This is a genomic window from Methylocystis parvus (assembly GCF_049675845.1).
GTDB lineage: Bacteria > Pseudomonadota > Alphaproteobacteria > Rhizobiales > Beijerinckiaceae > Methylocystis > Methylocystis parvus_A.
In genome coordinates this window covers 3,575,285-3,593,472 of sequence record NZ_CP187161.1, presented here as the reverse complement: position 1 = coordinate 3,593,472, position 18,188 = coordinate 3,575,285, and the positions used below count along the sequence as shown (strand labels likewise).

Below are 18,188 nucleotides of genomic sequence, written 5' to 3'. Positions count from 1 at the left end.
GGTCTTCGCTTTTTTCGACTCCAATCGGATTGTGAGGGGTCGCCGAGACAGGCTGGCCGACAACGAAGTTGCGCTGTAAAAAAATACCGCCTAGTCCAAGATATGCCCAGAGTGCGCGCACGGCTTGCTGGACCGCCGCGCGCTCAACCAATAGACTCGCGCAGAAGTCGGCGCTCTCAGAGATTATGCATGACAACTTTAGATAACAAAAAAACTGAACCGTTTCTAAAAGTTGCGGGCTATTGCCCGGTTTGCGAAAGCAAGGCAGAGTTTCTGGCGGAGTCTGAATGGCTGAGAGACACCTTGCTATGCGTCGGCTGTGGTTCGGTTCCGCGTGAGCGCGCGCTCCTCGCCACGCTCAAAATGTATTATCCGCACTGGCGCGACCTGACGATCCATGAGTGTTCGCCCGCGGAAAGAAAAGTCAGCTACAAGCTGCGCGATGAGGCCAAGTCATATATCGGCACACATTTCGATCGATCGACGCCCTTTGGCGAGATGAATGCCGAAGGCAAGTATCGAAGCGAGGACCTCGAGAACCAGACCTTCGCCACGGAATCGTTCGACCTCGTCATCACGCAGGACGTTTTTGAACATCTGTTCCGTCCGGACAAGGCGATTGCCGAGATCGCCAGAACCCTGAGGCCGGGCGGCGCCCATATTTGCTCGTTTCCGATCGGGAACAAGAGCTTGCCATCGAAGCGGAGAGCGACGCTGCAGGCCGACGGCGATGTCATCCATCACATGGAGCCAATCTATCACGGCAATCCAATCGATCCCTCAGGCTCTCTCGTCACCATGGACTACGGCTACGATATCGCCGAGTATTTCGACAGGTGGAGCGGGCTCAATACGACAATCGTTTACATGGAGGACATGACCAGAGGCATCTCAGGAGAGTATATCGAGATTCTGGTTTCCAGAAAGACGTCCGACGCGACATTTAGATACGGCCTGATTAAATGAAGTCCGGCGGAAAAGTTGTCGATCACCGAGCAAGAGCTTGATTTTACTCGCGACGAGTTGACCGCGTCCCACAGGCCAGTTAGAGGATGCTTGTGTCTGGCAGAACGAACGCGCGAATCGCACGCCTAGACCCGGAGACCCCAAATGTTTTCATGCCCCGTCGTGGTTAACAGCTTCAACCAGCCGACGTATCTCAAACAAATGATAGAACAGCTGCGCGCGCTGCAAGTCGAAAACATAATCGTATTGGATCAGGCGAGCACAAATCCCGAGCTGGTCGAATATCTCGAACTGATAAAAAAAGACGTCACAGTCATCAAATTGAGAGAAAACTTGGGACCCCATTGGTTCTTTATGGAACGCATGGCGTTCAACATGCCAGAATTTTTTGCTTACACGGATCCGGATCTTGCATTCAATCCCAATCTGCCGAAGTCATTTCTTGCGGAGATGATTGAAATCGCCAAGTCACTGGGCGCGACGAAAGTCGGGTTCGCACTGGACGTATTCAATACCGAGGATACAGTTTCATATCCAATCACGATAGGCGGCGCTCAGTACACAACTATCGAATGGGAAATGCAGTTTTGGAGGAAGCCGGTCGCCCATCGGTCTTACTCTTTATTCCAGGCGCCCGTCGACACCACATTCGCGGTCTATCAGCGAAGCGCTTTCGATCCCCATCTTCACTCTTACATCCGCGACAACGTCTATGATTGCATGGACACGCCCGGCTCATACCGAATCGCAGGCGATTTTTCCGCGGTCCACCTCCCCTGGTCCAGGTCAAATCCAATGCCCGCCGCGGAGCTCGACTTTTATGCGACGACTCGGGCTAAAATCCACAATTATTAACAGTTTGTCTGACGGATAAACTTGGCGACAACGCCCCTTTTACCGACTGTTCACCATAAAAGGACGACATAGAAAAACGTTAACCCTAATTCCATGCCGACCCGCGAGACTCTCCGCATCGTAGACGCTTGCTTACCGAGCCCGCCGGAGTTGCGTGATGAGTGCGACCTCTTTCGACCAAGATTATGACATCCCGTCCACCGGCCCGCTGCGCGCGCGTCCGACCGGCGTTCGCGCCGCGCTTGGGATGGGCGTCGGCGCCTCGGTCATTCTTGCGGCCGCCGCGCTCCTGATGCGCCATCCGGCGCAGGCGCCTGCCCTCGCCGACGCGAGCGCTCCCGCGGGCGTCGAGGCGCACGCCAAGATCGCCGCCAAGGCGAGCACGGAGCTGGAAACGGCGCTCGGCGCCAAGCCGACCGCCGCTGCGATCGATATCGACGCGCCGGAGTTCGAGCACGAGAAGAAGATCGTCGCCGTTGGCGAGACCAAGGACGGGGAGCCGCGAGTCGACAGCCTCACCGCCGGGCAGTTTGCGCTCGGCGCGCCCTTCCTTCGCGTCGACGTTCATCCCGACCTCGACCCCAAGACGACCAATCCCGACTTCTTCCTCGATTTGAAGAACCACGCGCAAGCGGCGGGCCTGAATGTCGCGAAGATCGGCCAGCGCGCGACGCTGACGACGCGATTCGGCGCGTTTGAAGCGGCGGACATCCGCCTCGCCCAGCCGGGCGGCGAAGGCCTCGATGCGAGCGAGCGCGGCTGCCTCGCTGCCCGGATGGTCGACTCGAAGGTGCCGCTGGAGATTACGGGCATCGCCTGCGGCGCGGCCACGAAGCCCATCGATCGCGTCGCTTTCGCGTGCCTCCTCGACAAGCTGAGCTATTCGGCGGGCGGCGACAACAAGCCGCTGAACGACTTCTTCCTCAACGCCGAGCTCGCGCGCGGCAAAGGCTGCGCCAATGTCTCGCGCGATGACCTCACGGCCGCGATCCCGCCGGCGCGGGTCGGGCGGGCCAAGCCCGTCGCTCACGCCAAAAAGGCGCGCAACGTCGCGCATTCAGTCCCGATTCACGCTGAGCCGGCTAAAAACTAATTGAATGAAGGGCCGTCGTCTCGCTTTTGCGAGACGATCCTATATGATGCGCCGAAGCGTCGAGCCTGAAAGGCAGCCTGTGAGGATTGAGATGCGCAAGGGTTTCAGAATGTCGGTGGGCGTCGCCTGCCTCGTTGCGATGGCCGCGGGCGGCGACGCGCTCGCCAAGTCGCGCAGCCGCCAGTCCGCCGGCTACTCGGTTTCTCACAGCAGGGACGAGTCCTTCAACCGCTCGGTCAGACTGGGCCCCGGCCTCCCGGGCGAGACGCGCAGTTGGCTCGATCCGGGCAACAAGGTCCCGGTCGGCAGCACGAACCGCTACATGCTGCAGCAGACCTACTATAATCAGGACCCGGTCCAGTCCAACCAGCGCAGCTGGTACATGCAGGAAACGCTGCCATCGCGGCCGCCCTACAACACGGACATGATCGTGCCTTATAATGACGGCCTGCCGCTCGACTGGCCGTAATCAGCTTCTTGACTTGGGGAGCGGCTTCCTTTAGCTCCCCTCCCAGTCCGGCGCGGCGATGTTGCGCCGGAAAGCACCCGTGGCGTTTTTCATAAACGCCTGTCGGCCGGTTTCCGGCAGAGGAGGGCGCGTTCTTAAAGCCCCGGCCACGCGCCGGGCGCGTGCGAGAGACGCGGATCTGGACGACGCCCCGAGCGAAGCGCTCCGGGCGGCTTTCGTCTTTTCGCCTCTCGCGCGTAAACGCGACCATGAGAGGACGAAAGTAAAGTGACGAAGCGCGCAGAAGCCAAATACAAGCTCGATCGCCGCCTGGGCCAGAACATCTGGGGCCGCCCGAAGAGCCCCGTGAATCGCCGCGAATACGGCCCCGGCCAGCATGGCCAGCGCCGCAAGGGCAAGCTCTCCGACTACGGCACGCAGCTCAAGGCGAAGCAGAAGCTCAAGGGCTATTACGGCAACATCTCCGAGAAGCAGTTCCGTAAATACTACGCCGAAGCCATCCGCATGAAGGGCGACTCGGGCGACAACCTGATCGGCCTGCTGGAGCGCCGTCTCGACGCGGTCGTCTATCGCGCCAAGTTCGTGCCGACCGTCTTCGCCGCGCGCCAGTTCGTCAATCACGGCCACATCCGCGTCAACGGCAAGCGCGTCAACATCCCGTCCTATCTCGTGAAGGTCGGCGACGTGATCGAGGTTAAGGAAGCCTCGAAGCAGGCCGTGACCGTTCTCGAGTCCGTGGCGCTCGCCGAGCGCGACGTGCCGGAATATTACGACGTCGATCACTCCAAGATGGTGGCCAAGCTTTCGCGGGTTCCGCACGCGACGGAAGTGCCCTATCCGGTTCAGATGGAGCCGAACCTCGTCATCGAGTTCTATTCGCGCTAATTCCGCGAGGAACGCGACATCTTCGAAAGGCGCCGGCGTTTCGTCGGCGCCTTTTGTTTTGGGAAGCGGATTGAAGCCTGGCTCAAGCGCGCTTTTGCAACCAGGCCGTCGATCCGTTACGGTTCCTGTTCGTCTGTCGCCGCTCCCAGCCGGGTTGCAGGATGATTTCGAAAGACAAGCCGATCCCGGACACGCCCGCCGAAGGGCGATACGTTGAATTCCAGCATCACGCCATCGAGTTTCTCGTGGCGCAGCTCATCGATTTCCGGAAGGTCTTCGAAGGGGATCTCGACGAGTCGCTCATCTTCCTGACGCTGGCGCGATACCATTTGCGCGAAGAGCGCATCGAGCCGGACGGCGATCTGGAATATTTGCCGGTTCACTCCCTCCCGCAGGCGCGCATCTCGGAGATCACCGAGATCCCGAGGGAGACCACGCGCCGCAAGCTCCTCGCTCTGGAAAGGCGCGGACTCATCCAGAAGGACGCGCAGGACAGATGGCGGATCGCCACGCGCGACGGCGTCCCGGTCATTCGCACCGATTACGCGGATTACTGGCGCAGAGAGATGCAGCGCCTCATCAAGCTCGTGAGGGCGCTCAAACCATACGTTTGAAGCCGCCCTTGCGCTCCTGCAACAGAGCCGCGGCTCTTTCGGCGACGCGCGACCAGGCCCGATAACCTTCTTCGTCGCCGACAGCCCTATAGGCGAGCGCCTCTTTTTGCGCCTCTCGCTGCGCTTCCTCATTCCGCCAGGCGCAAAGAGCCCGGGCGTAGATGTCGACGGCGTGATCGAGCGATATGTCCATGGCGACCTCGACGCTACGCGCTCCCGGGAAAAGCGGGCCGCCGTTTCCAGCGGCCCAAGTCTGGGAGGACGCCCCAAGAGGAGCAACCAAGCGGGGGGAACCGCTGGCCTAATGACGTTATTGGGCCAGACGCGGCGCTTCAACGCGGCCGCGCCCATTTTGGGGCGCGGCCAGGCTTCCAGACAATTTGTCGCAACCTCTCCCGGCGGTTAGCGCCGTCAGCAACCCGCCTCGAGGTCTTGCCTTCTCGCGGCTTCGGGAGGCGCGAGCGTTGATCTGGGGCGCGCGGGAAGCAAAGCATGGGCGGCGTAAGCAAGCCCCGCGAGGAGGCTCACCCCCGCGGCGATCGCCGCGACGGTGGCCCAGCCCGGGCGCAGGCCGCCCAGCGTGATGAGCATGGTGGTCGCCGCGGCGGGGGGATGTTTGGCGCCTGCGAGGGTTTGCAGCAGAAGCGTCGCCCCCACCGCGAGCGCCGTCGCGGCGGCGCGGCCCGCGCCTACGGCGCCTGCGTCGAAGGCCGAAAGGCTATCCTGCGCGCCGAACAAAAACAGCGCGCCAAAGCCGGCCGCAACGCCGATCGCATGGCCGGCGAAGACATTCCAGGGCCGCTCGGGCGGCGCCGCGGCCAGAAGGAAAAGCGTCGGCCCCAGGCTGGGAAACAGCCATGGCTGCTCAAGGATCGCGGCGAGCGCGCCGACAAGACTCATCACCAGCGTAGCGAACAGCGCCGGCCCCGCCGCCTCCAAGACCCGTCGGCTCATTGCGAAAGGCTCCTCCCGACCCCGAGCTTAAGGCCTCGGACCTGACAGGCTGAGCGCCAGCGACACGCCATAACGCGGCTTGCGGGCGGTCCAGAGAGCCCGCGCCTTTCGCGACGGCGCGCATGCGCGTTATGATCGCCAAAAAACAGATGGGGGAGAACAATGTCTTATTCTGCAAACAGAAATCCGAAGCCTCAGGAGCGCAGCCAGACGCCGCTGTGGTTGGCCATCGGCGGCCTGCTTGTGAGCGTTGCGAGCTTCAGCATGAAGGACCTTCAGATCGGCGACGTGGTCTGCTGGGCCGGCGGCGTCTTCGCGGCGATCTCGCTCATTTATTACTTCGCGCAACCCACCCACGGCCTCCCGACGAAGAAGAAATAAGCGCGCCGAGGGACCGAGAGCCTTTGCCGGCGTCGGCGGAGCGACTATGTTCGCTCCGCCTTTCATTGTCAGAAACGGGCCGCTCATGTCCTTCCCGATTTTCGCCTTCTCGCGCCGCCGCCTTATCTCTTTCGCCGCCGGCGCGCTCGTTCTCGCCGCCTGCCCGGGCTTCGCGGGCGACAAAGCCCCAGCCGGCAAGGTTCCCGTCGAAGAGCTGATGGCCCCCAACGCCCTGCCCGACATCGTCGAGGGCAACGCCAACGCGCCCGTGACGATCGTCGAATACGCCTCCATGACCTGCAGCCACTGCGCGGCCTTCCACAAGGACGTCTATCCGACGCTCAAGAAGGACTATGTCGACACAGGGAAGGTGAAGTTCATCCTTCGCGAATTCCCGCTCGATCCGCTCGCCACCGCCGCCTTCATGGTGGCGCGCGAACTCGGCGACAAGCGCGAAGCCGCCGTCGACCTTCTCTTCGCGCAGCAGAAGAACTGGGCCTTCGTCGACAATCCGCTCGACGGCCTCGCCAATGTGCTGAAACAGACGGGGATCGGTCAGGACAAGTTCGACGCCGTCCTGAAGGACAAGGCGCTCTATGAGAAGGTCAACGCGGTCCGCACGCGCGCCAATGAGAAATTCGGCGTGAACTCGACGCCGACCTTCTTCGTCAATGGCGACAAATATACGGGCGAGATCAGCGTCGCCGATCTCGGCAAGATCATCGCGGCGCATACGCCGGCGAATTAATAAAATCGCCCCTCTTCCGCGCGCGGCAGAGGGGCTCTCACGTCATCGAAGGTCGCTCCGAGCCTTAGCACCCGTCAGAGTTCTTGGACGGGAGACCTGAGGCAAAACAATAAAGGGAAGCATTCAGATCATCTATTGAGTTATTTATTTTATCCAGAGACTTCTCTTTTGAGACAGAGCACTCAATGACATCAGTCCTATGTCGAACAGCCTCCAAACAATAATGGATTTTTCCAAATTTTGACTGTACGTCCCTCTGGAACTCTAACGCCTTCGCATCTCCATAGTATTTTTTTATAGTCATAATGTAAACCATTAGTTCAGCATTCCAATCTTCAAGCGACTTGAGGTAGGCCGCCCACGTTTCAGATTTCTCCGCCTCAGGAAAATTTGCTTTTTCGGAAAGAACCAACCGCCGCATCCAAAAGAGGCGTCGCCACGCGGAGCGCGCTAGCTCTCTCGAAAATTGGCCGCGGGCATCGTCTTCCGCGAGTCGAAGGGCATTTGGACGAAGGCCGACTGACACCAAAACCTTATCAATTGAGTCACTGAACGAACCAACTCCGATTAGTATCAAGCCAATTGCTGTTACGGATAAACCTAAAGGCGACGTCCTCAGACGTTTGAACCACTCGGCCTCATCCTTATTGATTTCTTTCTCTAACTGAGCCATAATAACCTCGCCTTTCCAACCATCAAGCGAAAATTCACTTTGTGTGGACAGACAATAGCGCTCCTTTAGCACTTTCCGCTGAATTGGAAACAGGTTCGACGAGAGAAAGCGCGTCGAAACAATGAGCTGGAGCCCAGATCCGATGCAGTCGGATCCAAAAAGGCTCTAAAAAACCGTCCGACGCTCCAGCGCCGCAGCGAGCGTGCCTTCGTCGAGATAATCGAGCTCGCCGCCCACAGGCACGCCATGGGCGAGCCGCGTCACCTTCACGCCTGAAGGCGCCAGCAGATCGGCGACGTAATGCGCGGTGGTCTGGCCGTCGACGGTGGCGTTCACCGCGAGCACGATCTCGCTTATCTCCCCTCCCCGCACACGCTCGACGAGGCTTGCGATCGTCAAATCCTCCGGCCCCACGCCGTCGAGCGGCGACAGCACGCCGCCGAGAACGTGATAGCGTGCGTTGAGCAGCCCGGCGCGCTCCAGCGCCCAGAGGTCGGCGACCGTCTCCACGACGACGAGGATCGACGGATCGCGCCGCGCGTCGCGGCAGATCGTGCAGGGATCGCTCGTATCGATATTGCCGCAGACCGAACAGCAGACGATCTTTTCGCGCGCGACGCTCATGGCGTCCGAGAGCGGCGCGAGCAGCTCCTCGCGCTTGCGGATGAGATGCAGCACCGCGCGGCGCGCCGAACGCGGCCCGAGCCCCGGCAGCCGCGCGAGCAGCTGCACGAGACGTTCGATTTCAGGACCTGCGACGCGTTCGGCCATTCAGGAAGCTCCGCCATTGCGAGCGCAGGGAAGCAATCCAGAGCAGCTGGCTCGGCTCTGGATTGCTTCGTCGCTTCGCGCCTCGCAATGACGATTGGGCGCCATGCCTAGAACGGCAGCTTGAAGCCCGCCGGCAATTGCAGCCCGCCGGTCATCGCCTTCATTTTCTCGGCCATGACCTCGTCCGCCTTGGCCCGCGCCTGCATATGGGCGGTGAGGATGAGGTCTTCGAGAATTTCCTTCTCGTCCGGCTTCACGAGGCTCGGGTCGATCGAGATCGATTTCATCGCGCCCTTGGCGGAGAGCTTCACCTTCACGAGCCCGCCGCCGGCCTCGCCCTCGACCTCGGTGTTTTCGAGTTCGAGCTGCGCCTCGGCCATCTTGGCCTGCATCTCCTGCGCCTGCTTCATCAGGCCCATAAAATCCATCATCGACGCTTCTCCTCAGTCTTCTTCGGGCGGCGACATATCGTCGTACTGCACGTCCGTCGCTTCGTCGGCTTCGGGGCGCGCGGGCTCCTTGCTGCGCACGGCGACGATCTGCGCGCCGGGGAAATGCGCAAGAACGCTGGCCACGACCGGATCCGCCTCGAGCCCCGAGCGCTCCTCGCGCGCCTTCGCCTCGCGCTTTTCCTTCAGAGTCGGCGCGCCGCCCGAGGCGACGATCGACACCATCCAGCGTTCGTTGGTCCACAACTGCAATCGTTGCATCAGCGTGGAGGCGAGATCGCGCGAGCCGCCGGGCGCGAGTTCGAATTCGATGCGGCCATGCTCGAAGCGCACAAGCCGCACGTCGGATTCGAGCGCGAGTTTCAGGCGGATTTCGCGCTTTTCCTCGGCGAGCGCGACAAGCGCCTCGAAGCTGGCGATGGCGACGCCGGTCGCGGCCGGCGCGACAGCGGGCTTGGCCGCAGGCTGCGCGCGCATGGCGGGCGAGGCGGCGGCGAGCGCGACAGGGCCGCCGCGCGGCAGAGCTGCTGGCGCGGAGGCGCCGGGAGCGCCGCCCGGCGCGCTTTGGCCCAGTTGCTTCAGCACATCGCCCGGCGTCGGCATGTCGGCCGCGTAAGCCAGCCGCACCAGCACCATGTCGGCCGCCTGCAAGGGACGCTGCGAGCCGCGGAGCTCATCGACGCCCTTCATCAATATCTGCCATGCCCGCGTCAGCGCCGGCACCGAAAGCGTCGTGGCCGCCGCGCCGCCGCGCCGCTGTTCCTCCGGCGTCAGCGCCGCCGATTGCGCGGTCTCGGGCGCGAGCTTCAGGCGCGTCGCCAGATGGGTGAACTCCGCCATCTCCAGCAGCACCTGCGCGGGATCGGCCCCGCCATTGTACTGGTCTTCGAGCAGCGCGATGGCTTTCGCGACGTCGCCCGCCATCACCGACTCGAAGAGGTCGATGACGCGGGATTTGTCGGCCACGCCGAGCATGAGGCGCAGATCGTCGGCGCGGATGGCGCCGTCCGCGCTATGCGCCGAGCCGTAGGCGATCGCCTGATCGAGCAGCGAGAGAGAATCACGCACCGAGCCTTCGGCTGCGCGCGCGATCATGGCGAGCGCTTCCGGCTCGATCTCCACGCTCTCTTTCTCGCAGATCTTGCGCAGATGCTCGGCGAGAAGCCCGGCGTCGATGCGGCGAAGATCGAAGCGCTGGCAGCGCGAGCGCACCGTCACCGGCACCTTGTCGATCTCGGTCGTCGCGAAGATGAATTTCACATGCTCGGGCGGCTCTTCCAGCGTTTTCAGCAGGCCGTTGAAGGCGGCCTTGGAGAGCATGTGCACTTCGTCGATGATGTAGACTTTCGTGCGCGCCATCACCGGGCGGTAGCGGGCGTTGTCGATGATCTCGCGAACGTCGTCGATGCCCGTATGCGAGGCGGCGTCCATCTCCAGCACGTCGACATGGCGCGAGTCGATGATCGCCTGACAATGCACGCCGAGTTCGTCCATATGGATCGTCGGCTTGTCGACGCCCTTCGCGGGAAGCTCGTAATTGAATGCGCGGGCCAGAATACGCGCGGTCGTGGTCTTGCCGACCCCGCGCACGCCGGTCAGCAGATAGGCCTGATGGATGCGGCCGAGATCGAAGGCGTTCTCGAGGGTGCGGACCATCGGCTCCTGGCCGATGAGGTCGGCGAAGCTCGAGGGGCGGTATTTGCGCGCGAGAACGCGATAGGCGGCGGGCGCGCCGGCGCTTGGCGAGTCGGAGAACAGCGCGTCGTCCATGGCTGAATTCTAGAGGTTCGCGCGCCCCATTTCCACCGCGGCGCAGCAAAAACTCAAAGGCTGCGCCCGTCGTAATGCGTGGATTTGAGCGCGCGGGGCTCGACGCCGTCGAGGCAGTTGACGTTCACCGCGACAACCGCAGCGCCATCGGGGCCCACGCCATAGGCGAAAGGCTCGATCCCGCATATCTTGCAGAACTGGTGCGCGATCTTCTTCGTGTTGAAGCGATATTCGGTGAGCGCCTCGGCGCCCTTCTCGAGCCGGAACTTCCCTGCCGGCGTGAAGCTCAGCACGGAGCCCAGCTTCTGGCAGCGGGAGCAGTTGCATGTGACGGTGTGGTCGAGGTCGAGCGTCGCGTCGAAAGAGACGGCCTGACACTGGCAGGACCCGTGGTAGGACGCCTCGCTCATGCGCCGGACTCCCGAAAGAAAACCACGGTAGGAGGCTGGACGAAGACCCGCTCAAGCTCGTTAGGGCTGCTTCCTTCCGGACCTGACCCGGTTGGCGAGTGAAACGTCCAACGCCAACCTCCCGGCCCCTATGTGGCAGAGGATCGGCGCCGATGCAAGGGGGGGGGGGGTCGGCGCGCTTCCGGAAACTGGCGAGAAAGCGCTGGCGCCGCCGCGCTTTCCAAGCTCCTATGCCGCCGTTCGACCGAATCGCGGAGGGCGGCGTGCTCGTTCACATCGGCATTCTCCATCTCTGGATGGAGCAGTTGACGGAGGTCATGGCGCTGACGCTCGGCGCCGCCTTCGCGGCCTTCGCCCTGTTTCTGTGCTGGCTGAGTTTCGCCTCGCCCCTCGCGCCCGCGATCCAGAGCATGAAGGGCGTCGCTCCACCCTTCGTCGGCGTGCCGGCGGTTCTCTTCGGGCTGTTGATGACCTTTCTCTCCCAGGACGTCTGGGACGCCAACCGCCGCGCCCATCGCGAAATCGCTTTGGAGCGGGAGCAATTGGTGACGCTTTCGGCGCTGGCCGACAATCACGGCTCCGGGCGTGGAGACGTGACGCGGGCTGTTCGCCGCTATGTCGAAGCCGTCGTCGGCCTTGAATGGAAATCCATGGAGAATGGCGAAGAATCTCAGGAGGCCGAAGAGGCGCTCGACGCGCTGACCCGCGCGGTCAGCAGCGCCAAGATCGACGCCGCCTTCCAGCGCGTCCTGATCGATACGGTGATGAAGCTCAGATCCGCGCGCGAGGAAAGGATCGCCATCGCAGGCGCCTATCCCGACGACCGCAAATGGGCGGCCGTGATCCTCATCGCCTTCATCACGCAGATGAGCCTCGCCGTCGTGCATCTCGACCGGGCGCGGCCGCAACTCCTCGCCCAGGCCATCTTCGCGGCGGCGGCGATCGTCGCCATCACGCTGGTCGCGGCGGTGGAGGAGCCCTATTCGCCGCCGAAAGCGGTGAGCTCCGAGCCGCTGGAGCAATTGCTCGACAAGCTGCCCACCGGTTGAAACGCATGAGCAATGTCGACGTCATCGTCATCGGCCTCGGCGCCATGGGCGTCGCCGCCTGCCATCATCTCGCCGCGCGCGGCCATCGCGTGCTGGGGATCGAGCAACACAATCTCGCCCATGACCGCGGCAGCTCGCATGGCGAGACCCGGCTCATCCGCAAGGCCTATTTCGAAAATCCCGATTACGTGCCCCTGCTCTGCCGCGCCTTCGACCTCTGGGAGGCGTTGCAGGCCGAGTGCGGCGAGACGCTTTTCGAGCGCAATGGCCTCGTGACCTTCGGGCGCCCCGGCGAGAGCCAGGTTTATGAGGGGACGCTGGCGAGCGGCCGCCTCTATTCAATTCCGGTAGAGCAGCTCGGTCGCGACGAGGCGCTGCGCCGCTGGCCTATCTATCGCCCCCCGGAAGGCTTCGCGGCCGCCTATGAGCCGGGGGCGGGTTTTCTCTATGCGGAAAAATGCGTGCTCGCCCATGCAAGGCAGGCGCGCGCCCGCGGGGCGACGCTCAAGGAGAACGAGCCTGTCGTCGATTTCCGCATCGAGAACGGCCGGGCGCAGGTGCGCACGACGCAGGGGAGATATTCGGCTGCAAGGCTGATCGTCGCCGGCGGCGGCTGGAGCGCCCGCCTGCTAGCCGATCTGGGCCTGCCGCTGGAACTGCGCAAGATGACGCTGGGCTGGTTCCCCGCCGGACCGGAACACGCCGCCGCGAGAGGAACGCCCGGCTTCGTCTTCGATCTCGACGAAGATTTCTACTACGGCTTCCCGCAGATCGACGGCGAGAGCGTCAAGACGGCCGGCCACCGCCGCTTCGAGGCTTTGGAAAAGCCCGAAGACAAGGACCTGGCCCCGTCGCCCGAGCGCATGGCGGCGCTGGGCCGCTTCGTGCGCGACTGCCTCCCCTTCGCCTCCGACCGGCTGCTGCGCTGGTCCAACTGCATCTACACGATGACGCCGGACGAAGACTTCGTGATCGACCGGCATCCCGAGACGCCGGAGCTGGTCTTCGCCGCAGGATTTTCGGGCCACGGGTTCAAATTCGCTTCCGTCGTCGGGGAAATCCTGGCGGACCTCGCCATAGACGGGGCGACCAGACATCCGATTGGCTTTCTATCCGCGTCGCGATTCCGGTCGAGCTGATCCGCGCCCCACTGGAACAGGCCAAGCACGCCCCGCGTTACGCGCTTCAAAAGGCTGACAGGGGCGTTGCGAGCGCGAGGTCGAATTCCATGGCGAGGCAGAGCGACAGAGACGACGAACAGCGCGACGAAAACATGGCGACCAAAGGGACCGGAAACGGCGAGCGGCGAAAGCCCGACGCCATTCAGATGCTCAAGGACGACCATCGTCGCGTGGAGCAGCTTTTCGACAAATACGAACAGGCGCGGCGGCGCGCGGAAAAATCCAAGATCGCGCAGCAGATTTGTCTGGAGCTGACGATCCACGCGGAGCTCGAGGAAGAAATTTTCTATCCCGCCTGCCGAGAGCATGTGGACGATCCGCTGCTCGACGAGGCGCAGGTCGAGCATGACACGGCGAAAATTCTCGTCGCCGAAATCGCGATGGGGACGCCGCAGACCGATCCTTTCTTCGACGCCAAGGTGATGGTGCTCGGCGAATATATTCGCCATCACGTTCAGGAAGAGGAGAAGAACGCCGACAGCATCTTCGCCAAGGCGCTCGAAGGAGGCGTCGACACGGCGAAGCTCGGCGAGAGAATGCTGAAGCGGCGCGAGCAGCTCATGGACGAATTCTCCGAGGAGCTGCTGCTGCCGCAGCCCAAGGCGCTGCATGTTCAGCTCGCGCAGGAGGAAGAAGTCTGGAACGAACCGCCCGGTCGCAGCGGCCGCGGACGCGGGGCGGAACCGCGCAGCGCCTGGTCCGAAGAGGGCGGCGGCTGGGAGGAAGAGGGCGCGGAGCGCGGCGCTTATGACGAGCGGCGCACGGCCCGGGGCGGACGCGAGGAAGAAAGCCGCGGCGCGCAGGAGCGACAGGGCGGCCAAACCCGCGGCGCCCGCGCCCGGGGAGGCGGCAGCGGCATGGGACGGAGCGAGACGGGACGGAGCGAGACGGGACGCGGCGGCGAAGAAGGCCGGAGCGCCACGGGGCGCGGCGAGGAGCATCGCGGCTGGCGCGGCGATCCAAAGGGCCATTCCGAGGCCGCGCGCCGGGGCTGGGAGCACCGGCGCTGAGTCCCACCTCCCCCGTAGGGGTCTATCCGAGCCGCGGCCCAGGCCGCGGCTCTTTCTTTTTCGAAAAAGCGCCCGCCGAATTCACCTTTTGCGCCGAAAGCGGGTGCGCCGCCGCGGGCCAGTTGCTAAAGAAAGCGCAAAATCAGGAAGGAAAATTGCGCGTGACCGCCGCGACCGACAAAGCCCCAGACCGCCAAGGCTCCGACCGACTCGCGGCCCTCCTCGCGCATTTCGAGCGCGAGGGGTTCGCCCGACATGAGCCGAAGCTCCTGCAGCCGGCGAGCGTCTTTCTCGACCGCTCCGGCGAGGATTTTCGTGGCCATCTCTATCTGACCGCCGACGCCTCGGGCGCGGAGCTCTGCCTGCGGCCCGAATATACGATCCCCGTCTGCCTGGATTACCTCGCCTCCGCGCAGGCCGGCGCCGCCGCCTCCTTCGCCTATGGCGGCTCCATCTTCCGCGCGCCGCTGCATGGCGAGACCGGCGGCGGTGAGTTCCTGCAGGCGGGTATCGAGAGCTTCGGCCGCGAGGATCGCGAAGCGGCGGACGCCGAGATCCTCGGGGCGGCGCTCGACGCCGCCGCAGCCGCCGGCGCCCGGGGCCTTGCGGTGCGCATTGGCGACGCCGGGCTCGTCGGCGCCTTTCTCGACGGGCTCGACCTGCCGCCGGTCTGGCGCCGCCGCGTCGAGACGGGCCATGCGAGAGGCCAGTCCGTCGCCGATATCTTCACGCCGCCGCCCCGCAATGGCGTCGAGCAGGCAGGCGTCCTCGCCGCGTTGACCAAGGTCGATCCGGCCGACGCCCGCCGCCTCGTCGAAGACCTTCTCTCCATCGCCGGCATCACGGCGGTCGGCGGGCGCAGCGCGGCCGAGATCGCCGAGCGCTTTCTCGATCAGGCGACGCTCGCCGAAGGCGCCGGCGTCTCCTCGGAGAAGCGCGCTTTGGCCGAGGCGTTCTTTGCGATCGAAGGCGCCCCCGACATCGCCTCGGCCGCTCTGCGCAAGCTCGCCGAGGACGCGAAGCTAAACCTCACGGCGGCGCTCGATAGCTTCGACACGCGGGCGAGCTTCATCGCCGCGCGCGGGCTCAATCTCGACGACATGATCTTCTCCGCGAGCTTCGCCCGCCATCTCGATTATTATTCGGGCTTCGTCTTCGAGGCGCGGCACGCCGCCGCCCGCGAGCCCGTCATTGGCGGCGGGCGGTATGACCGCCTGCTGAGGACGCTCGGCGCGACGTCCGACATTCCGGCCGTCGGCGCCGCCATTTGGATCGATCGTCTGGACAGCGCCGCGCGCGCGGGAGTCGCGGCATGACGCAGAAACTCATCGTGGCGACGCCCTCCAAGGGCCGCCTTCAGGAAAACGCCAACGCCTTCTTCTCCCGCGCGGGCCTCGAACTCACGCAGGGACGCGGCGCGCGCGATTATCGCGGCGCCATCGCCGGACTCGACGGCGCGGAAGTCGCCTATCTCTCCGCCTCCGAAATCACCGGCCGCCTCGCGCGCGGCGAAGTGCATTTCGGCATTACCGGCGAAGACCTCGTGCGCGAGGAGATCGCCGATCCCGACAGCAAGGTGGAGCTCATCGCGCCGCTCGGCTTCGGCCACGCCAATGTCGTCGTCGCCGTGCCGCAGGCCTGGATCGACGTGCGCGCCATGGCCGATCTCGCCGACATCGCCGACGGCTTCCGCGCCCGCCATGGGCGCGGCCTGCGCGTCGCGACGAAATACATCAACACGACGCGCCGCTTCTTCGCGCAGCACGGCGTCGGCGACTATCGCATCGTGGAAAGCTCCGGCGCGACGGAAGGCGCCCCCGCCGCCGGCTCGGCCGACCTCATCGTCGACATCACGACGACGGGCGCAACGCTCGTCGCCAATGCTTTGAAGGTGCTCGACGACGGCGTGATCCTGCGTTCGCAGGCCAATCTCGTGGCCTCTCTCACCGCGCCCTGGAGCGAAACGGCGCGCGAAGCCGCCCGCATCATCCTCTCGCGCATCGCCGCCGAGGAAGCGGCGCGCACGACGCGCGAAGTGCGCGCGGCTTTGTCCCTGACGGACGCACTCTTGCAGGACGCTCAGACGAATTTTGGCGCGAGCCTGCGCGAGCGCAATGGCGAGACCGCGGTGTTTACCTGCCCGACGAAGCAGGTGGCTGCGCTGGCTGACTGGTTGATCGGCAAGGGCGCGCAGAGCGTGACGAGCGCGAAGCTGGATTACGTCTTCCACGCCGGCAATGCGCTGTGGGGACGGTTGGCGGGGCGGTTGGAGAAATAAGGCCCCCACGCCCTTTCGCCGTCAGTGCAAGGAGCAAAACGACGGAGCGATCCAGAGCAATGATACGGCTCTGGATTGCTTCGCTTGGCTCGCAACAAGGATGGGTTCACCGCGTCTGCGTCAGCAGCAGATACGCAGCGACCGGGTTCGTCGTCAGATAGCGCTTCAGCAGCCGCTTCGGCTCCAGCCCGAGACGGAAGGCCCATTCGAGCCCCGTATCCTGCATCCATTGCGGCGCGCGTTGCTTGGCGCCGGCGATGAAATCGAAGAGTCCGCCGGAGGTCTTGATCATCTTCACATTCTTGAGCCGGTGCGCGTGATCGCGGACGAATTGCTGTTCCAGCGGCACGCCCATGGCGAGCCAGAGAATGTCCGGCGCGAGGGCGTTGATTTCGTCGAGCTTCGCCTCCAGCGCGTCGCCCTTCAGGAAACCGTGCGAGCGGCCGACGATCTTCAGATCCGGCGCGATGCGCAGCGTATTCTCACAGGCGGCGCGATTCACCTCTTCGCTCGCGCCATAGAGATAGAAACTCGCGCCCGTTTCCTGCGCCATGCGAGCGACGACGGGATAGAGGTCGGTCGTCGCGACGCGCTCGGGCAAGGGGGCGCTGGAGAAAACTCTCGACGCCGCGACGAGCGGCTGGCCGTCCGCGGCGATCGAATCGGCGCTGTCGATGAGCCTGGCGAATTCTTTATCGACAAAACGACGCGCGAGCACCTCGCCATTGACGGAGGAAAGGTAATAAGGCCCCTGCTCCCGCGCCGGCGCCCGCGCCAGATCGAGCATCAGCCGCGCCGTCTCCTCGAGATCGAGACAGGCGACGCGCGCGCCGCCGACAAAGGTCGTCTTCACACGATCGAGATATTCCGCCACCGCTTCACCCTGGACGCGAACTTCACCGCGAGGAAATTCTACGCGAGGAACAGCGTCGACTCAGCAATTGGCGTGAAAAATGGTGAATGACGAGCTACGCGTCGCTTCAAGGGCGCTTAACGCGTCTTAACGCTTTCGCCATCAGCGCGGCCCTGCTCACCGCGGCTTGGCGGGCGGGATGGGATCCGTTTCGAGAAGCGCGAAGAGCAGATGGTCGCGCCACTCGCCATTAATGTTCAGATAGGCGCGCGCATAGCCTTCCTGCTTGAAGCCGACGCGCTCCAGCAGGCGCCGGGACGGCTCATTGTTCGGCAGGCAGGCCGCTTCGATGCGATGCAGGCCCTGCTTTTCGAAAATATAGGCGCAGGCCGCGCGAACGGCGCGGGTCATGTAGCCCTTGCCGGCATAGGGCTCGCCCATCCAGTAGCCGAGCGTTGCCGCCTGCGAGACGCCACGCCGCACATGGCCGAAGGAGAGGCCGCCGACCAGCGCGTCGTCTTCCTCGCGAAAGACGAAGAAGGAATAAGCCTCGTCGCGCGCCATTTCTTCTGCGTGGCGGCGCACGCGATAGCGAAAGCTCGCGCGGGTGAGATCGTCGACCGGCCAGATCGGCTCCCAGGGCGTGAGGAAAGCGCGGCTTCGCTCGCGCAGCGTCGACCAATCCACATAGTCGCGCATCTCGGAGGGGCGCAGATAGACGCCCTCGCCCCGAACGGGCATGTCGCGACGGCCGATGACGCCAAAGAGAGCCATGCTGA

22 protein-coding genes and 1 other RNA gene are annotated in these 18,188 nt (G+C 63.9%); 13 read left to right on the top strand and 10 right to left on the bottom strand.

Features of this window, described 5'->3' with window-relative positions; translation table 11 throughout:
• Nucleotides 1–189: 189 nt before the first annotated feature.
• The 6 genes from ACPFMJ_RS18590 (at nt 190) to ACPFMJ_RS18565 (ending at nt 4,882) form a co-directional block, all read left to right on the top strand.
• Nucleotides 190–966 (top strand): methyltransferase domain-containing protein, encoded by a 777-nt coding sequence (locus ACPFMJ_RS18590; protein WP_424361378.1) that lies wholly within the window; start codon nt 190–192, stop codon nt 964–966.
• Between the two features lie 144 nt (nt 967–1,110).
• On the top strand, nt 1,111–1,821 hold the full coding sequence (locus ACPFMJ_RS18585; protein WP_424361377.1) for a glycosyltransferase: 711 nt from the start codon (nt 1,111–1,113) through the stop codon (nt 1,819–1,821).
• Between the two features lie 157 nt (nt 1,822–1,978).
• Nucleotides 1,979–2,914: a hypothetical protein gene (locus ACPFMJ_RS18580; RefSeq protein WP_424361376.1), complete on the top strand. Its 936-nt coding sequence runs from the start codon at nt 1,979–1,981 to the stop codon at nt 2,912–2,914.
• A 91-nt stretch (nt 2,915–3,005) separates the two neighbouring features.
• Nucleotides 3,006–3,383 carry a hypothetical protein gene (locus tag ACPFMJ_RS18575; protein ID WP_424361375.1) on the top strand — a complete coding sequence of 126 codons (378 nt, stop codon included), beginning with the start codon at nt 3,006–3,008 and terminating at the stop codon, nt 3,381–3,383.
• A 267-nt stretch (nt 3,384–3,650) separates the two neighbouring features.
• Nucleotides 3,651–4,268: a 30S ribosomal protein S4 gene (rpsD, locus tag ACPFMJ_RS18570; RefSeq protein WP_424361374.1), complete on the top strand. Its 618-nt coding sequence runs from the start codon at nt 3,651–3,653 to the stop codon at nt 4,266–4,268.
• A gap of 161 nt (nt 4,269–4,429) precedes the next feature.
• Nucleotides 4,430–4,882: a hypothetical protein gene (locus tag ACPFMJ_RS18565; RefSeq protein ID WP_424361373.1), complete on the top strand. Its 453-nt coding sequence runs from the start codon at nt 4,430–4,432 to the stop codon at nt 4,880–4,882.
• On the opposite strand, the gene ACPFMJ_RS18560 is transcribed toward ACPFMJ_RS18565, so the two are convergent.
• Both ACPFMJ_RS18560 and ACPFMJ_RS18555 read right to left on the bottom strand, forming a co-directional pair.
• A complete protein-coding gene (locus ACPFMJ_RS18560; protein WP_424361372.1) occupies nt 4,866–5,075 on the bottom strand; it encodes a hypothetical protein in 210 nt (69 codons plus the stop codon). The genes ACPFMJ_RS18565 and ACPFMJ_RS18560 overlap by 17 nt on opposite strands.
• Before the next feature lie 218 nt (nt 5,076–5,293).
• On the bottom strand, nt 5,294–5,836 hold the full coding sequence (locus tag ACPFMJ_RS18555) for an HPP family protein (protein ID WP_424361371.1): 543 nt from the start codon (nt 5,834–5,836) through the stop codon (nt 5,294–5,296).
• Between the two features lie 162 nt (nt 5,837–5,998).
• Here ACPFMJ_RS18555 and ACPFMJ_RS18550 point away from each other — a divergent pair, with 162 nt between their 5' ends.
• Both ACPFMJ_RS18550 and ACPFMJ_RS18545 read left to right on the top strand, forming a co-directional pair.
• Complete coding sequence (locus tag ACPFMJ_RS18550; protein ID WP_424361370.1) at nt 5,999–6,217, top strand: hypothetical protein; 219 nt, start codon at nt 5,999–6,001, stop codon at nt 6,215–6,217.
• A gap of 85 nt (nt 6,218–6,302) precedes the next feature.
• Nucleotides 6,303–6,965: a thioredoxin domain-containing protein gene (locus ACPFMJ_RS18545; protein ID WP_424361369.1), complete on the top strand. Its 663-nt coding sequence runs from the start codon at nt 6,303–6,305 to the stop codon at nt 6,963–6,965.
• Nucleotides 6,966–7,029: 64 nt separating this feature from the next.
• Here the strand turns inward: ACPFMJ_RS18545 and ACPFMJ_RS18540 are convergent, their stop codons facing one another.
• The 6 genes from ACPFMJ_RS18540 to ffs all read right to left on the bottom strand — a co-directional run bounded on the left by ACPFMJ_RS18540 (nt 7,030) and on the right by ffs (nt 11,161).
• Nucleotides 7,030–7,638: a hypothetical protein gene (locus tag ACPFMJ_RS18540; protein WP_424361368.1), complete on the bottom strand. Its 609-nt coding sequence runs from the start codon at nt 7,636–7,638 to the stop codon at nt 7,030–7,032.
• Nucleotides 7,639–7,803: 165 nt separating this feature from the next.
• Nucleotides 7,804–8,409: a recombination mediator RecR gene (gene recR, locus ACPFMJ_RS18535; RefSeq protein WP_424361367.1), complete on the bottom strand. Its 606-nt coding sequence runs from the start codon at nt 8,407–8,409 to the stop codon at nt 7,804–7,806.
• Nucleotides 8,410–8,516: 107 nt separating this feature from the next.
• On the bottom strand, nt 8,517–8,840 hold the full coding sequence (locus ACPFMJ_RS18530; protein WP_424361366.1) for a YbaB/EbfC family nucleoid-associated protein: 324 nt from the start codon (nt 8,838–8,840) through the stop codon (nt 8,517–8,519).
• A 12-nt stretch (nt 8,841–8,852) separates the two neighbouring features.
• Nucleotides 8,853–10,628: a DNA polymerase III subunit gamma/tau gene (locus ACPFMJ_RS18525; RefSeq protein ID WP_424361365.1), complete on the bottom strand. Its 1,776-nt coding sequence runs from the start codon at nt 10,626–10,628 to the stop codon at nt 8,853–8,855.
• 53 nt (nt 10,629–10,681) lie between these two features.
• Nucleotides 10,682–11,038: a GFA family protein gene (locus ACPFMJ_RS18520; RefSeq protein ID WP_424361364.1), complete on the bottom strand. Its 357-nt coding sequence runs from the start codon at nt 11,036–11,038 to the stop codon at nt 10,682–10,684.
• A gap of 26 nt (nt 11,039–11,064) precedes the next feature.
• Nucleotides 11,065–11,161, bottom strand: an RNA gene (ffs, locus tag ACPFMJ_RS18515) — signal recognition particle sRNA small type.
• 140 nt (nt 11,162–11,301) lie between these two features.
• Between ffs and ACPFMJ_RS18510 the strand changes: the two genes are divergently transcribed.
• The 5 genes from ACPFMJ_RS18510 (at nt 11,302) to hisG (ending at nt 16,556) form a co-directional block, all read left to right on the top strand.
• Nucleotides 11,302–12,087, top strand: coding sequence for a hypothetical protein (locus tag ACPFMJ_RS18510; RefSeq protein WP_424361363.1), 786 nt, complete (start codon nt 11,302–11,304; stop codon nt 12,085–12,087).
• Between the two features lie 5 nt (nt 12,088–12,092).
• Nucleotides 12,093–13,226 (top strand): N-methyl-L-tryptophan oxidase, encoded by a 1,134-nt coding sequence (gene solA / locus ACPFMJ_RS18505; RefSeq protein WP_424361362.1) that lies wholly within the window; start codon nt 12,093–12,095, stop codon nt 13,224–13,226.
• 89 nt (nt 13,227–13,315) lie between these two features.
• Nucleotides 13,316–14,278: a hemerythrin domain-containing protein gene (locus ACPFMJ_RS18500; RefSeq protein WP_424361361.1), complete on the top strand. Its 963-nt coding sequence runs from the start codon at nt 13,316–13,318 to the stop codon at nt 14,276–14,278.
• 155 nt (nt 14,279–14,433) lie between these two features.
• Nucleotides 14,434–15,594 (top strand): ATP phosphoribosyltransferase regulatory subunit, encoded by a 1,161-nt coding sequence (locus tag ACPFMJ_RS18495; protein ID WP_424361360.1) that lies wholly within the window; start codon nt 14,434–14,436, stop codon nt 15,592–15,594.
• Entirely contained in the window at nt 15,591–16,556 is a 966-nt protein-coding gene (gene hisG / locus ACPFMJ_RS18490; protein WP_424361359.1) for an ATP phosphoribosyltransferase, read from the top strand. The genes ACPFMJ_RS18495 and hisG overlap by 4 nt, the downstream gene beginning before the upstream one ends.
• A gap of 106 nt (nt 16,557–16,662) precedes the next feature.
• On the opposite strand, the gene ACPFMJ_RS18485 is transcribed toward hisG, so the two are convergent.
• Together ACPFMJ_RS18485 and ACPFMJ_RS18480 are read right to left on the bottom strand one after the other, a co-directional pair.
• Nucleotides 16,663–17,430, bottom strand: coding sequence for a WecB/TagA/CpsF family glycosyltransferase (locus tag ACPFMJ_RS18485; protein WP_424361358.1), 768 nt, complete (start codon nt 17,428–17,430; stop codon nt 16,663–16,665).
• A 156-nt stretch (nt 17,431–17,586) separates the two neighbouring features.
• Entirely contained in the window at nt 17,587–18,183 is a 597-nt protein-coding gene (locus tag ACPFMJ_RS18480; protein ID WP_424361357.1) for a GNAT family N-acetyltransferase, read from the bottom strand.
• Nucleotides 18,184–18,188: the final 5 nt, after the last annotated feature.

Excerpts from the sequence above, each read along its gene's own strand:
- solA (WP_424361362.1), top strand. The coding sequence starts at position 12,093 with ATGAGCAATGTCGACGTCATCGTCATCGGCCTCGGCGCCATGGGCGTC.
- ACPFMJ_RS18565 (WP_424361373.1), top strand. The coding sequence starts at position 4,430 with ATGATTTCGAAAGACAAGCCGATCCCGGACACGCCCGCCGAAGGGCGA.
- ACPFMJ_RS18555 (WP_424361371.1), bottom strand. The coding sequence starts at position 5,836 with ATGAGCCGACGGGTCTTGGAGGCGGCGGGGCCGGCGCTGTTCGCTACG.
- ACPFMJ_RS18560 (WP_424361372.1), bottom strand. The coding sequence starts at position 5,075 with ATGGACATATCGCTCGATCACGCCGTCGACATCTACGCCCGGGCTCTT.
- ACPFMJ_RS18530 (WP_424361366.1), bottom strand. The coding sequence starts at position 8,840 with ATGATGGATTTTATGGGCCTGATGAAGCAGGCGCAGGAGATGCAGGCC.
- ACPFMJ_RS18550 (WP_424361370.1), top strand. The coding sequence starts at position 5,999 with ATGTCTTATTCTGCAAACAGAAATCCGAAGCCTCAGGAGCGCAGCCAG.
- hisG (WP_424361359.1), top strand. The coding sequence starts at position 15,591 with ATGACGCAGAAACTCATCGTGGCGACGCCCTCCAAGGGCCGCCTTCAG.
- ACPFMJ_RS18590 (WP_424361378.1), top strand. The coding sequence starts at position 190 with ATGACAACTTTAGATAACAAAAAAACTGAACCGTTTCTAAAAGTTGCG.
- ACPFMJ_RS18575 (WP_424361375.1), top strand. The coding sequence starts at position 3,006 with ATGCGCAAGGGTTTCAGAATGTCGGTGGGCGTCGCCTGCCTCGTTGCG.
- ACPFMJ_RS18500 (WP_424361361.1), top strand. The coding sequence starts at position 13,316 with ATGGCGAGGCAGAGCGACAGAGACGACGAACAGCGCGACGAAAACATG.
- ACPFMJ_RS18520 (WP_424361364.1), bottom strand. The coding sequence starts at position 11,038 with ATGAGCGAGGCGTCCTACCACGGGTCCTGCCAGTGTCAGGCCGTCTCT.
- ACPFMJ_RS18525 (WP_424361365.1), bottom strand. The coding sequence starts at position 10,628 with ATGGACGACGCGCTGTTCTCCGACTCGCCAAGCGCCGGCGCGCCCGCC.
- ACPFMJ_RS18585 (WP_424361377.1), top strand. The coding sequence starts at position 1,111 with ATGTTTTCATGCCCCGTCGTGGTTAACAGCTTCAACCAGCCGACGTAT.
- recR (WP_424361367.1), bottom strand. The coding sequence starts at position 8,409 with ATGGCCGAACGCGTCGCAGGTCCTGAAATCGAACGTCTCGTGCAGCTG.
- ACPFMJ_RS18480 (WP_424361357.1), bottom strand. The coding sequence starts at position 18,183 with ATGGCTCTCTTTGGCGTCATCGGCCGTCGCGACATGCCCGTTCGGGGC.
- ACPFMJ_RS18545 (WP_424361369.1), top strand. The coding sequence starts at position 6,303 with ATGTCCTTCCCGATTTTCGCCTTCTCGCGCCGCCGCCTTATCTCTTTC.
- ACPFMJ_RS18540 (WP_424361368.1), bottom strand. The coding sequence starts at position 7,638 with ATGGCTCAGTTAGAGAAAGAAATCAATAAGGATGAGGCCGAGTGGTTC.
- ACPFMJ_RS18580 (WP_424361376.1), top strand. The coding sequence starts at position 1,979 with ATGAGTGCGACCTCTTTCGACCAAGATTATGACATCCCGTCCACCGGC.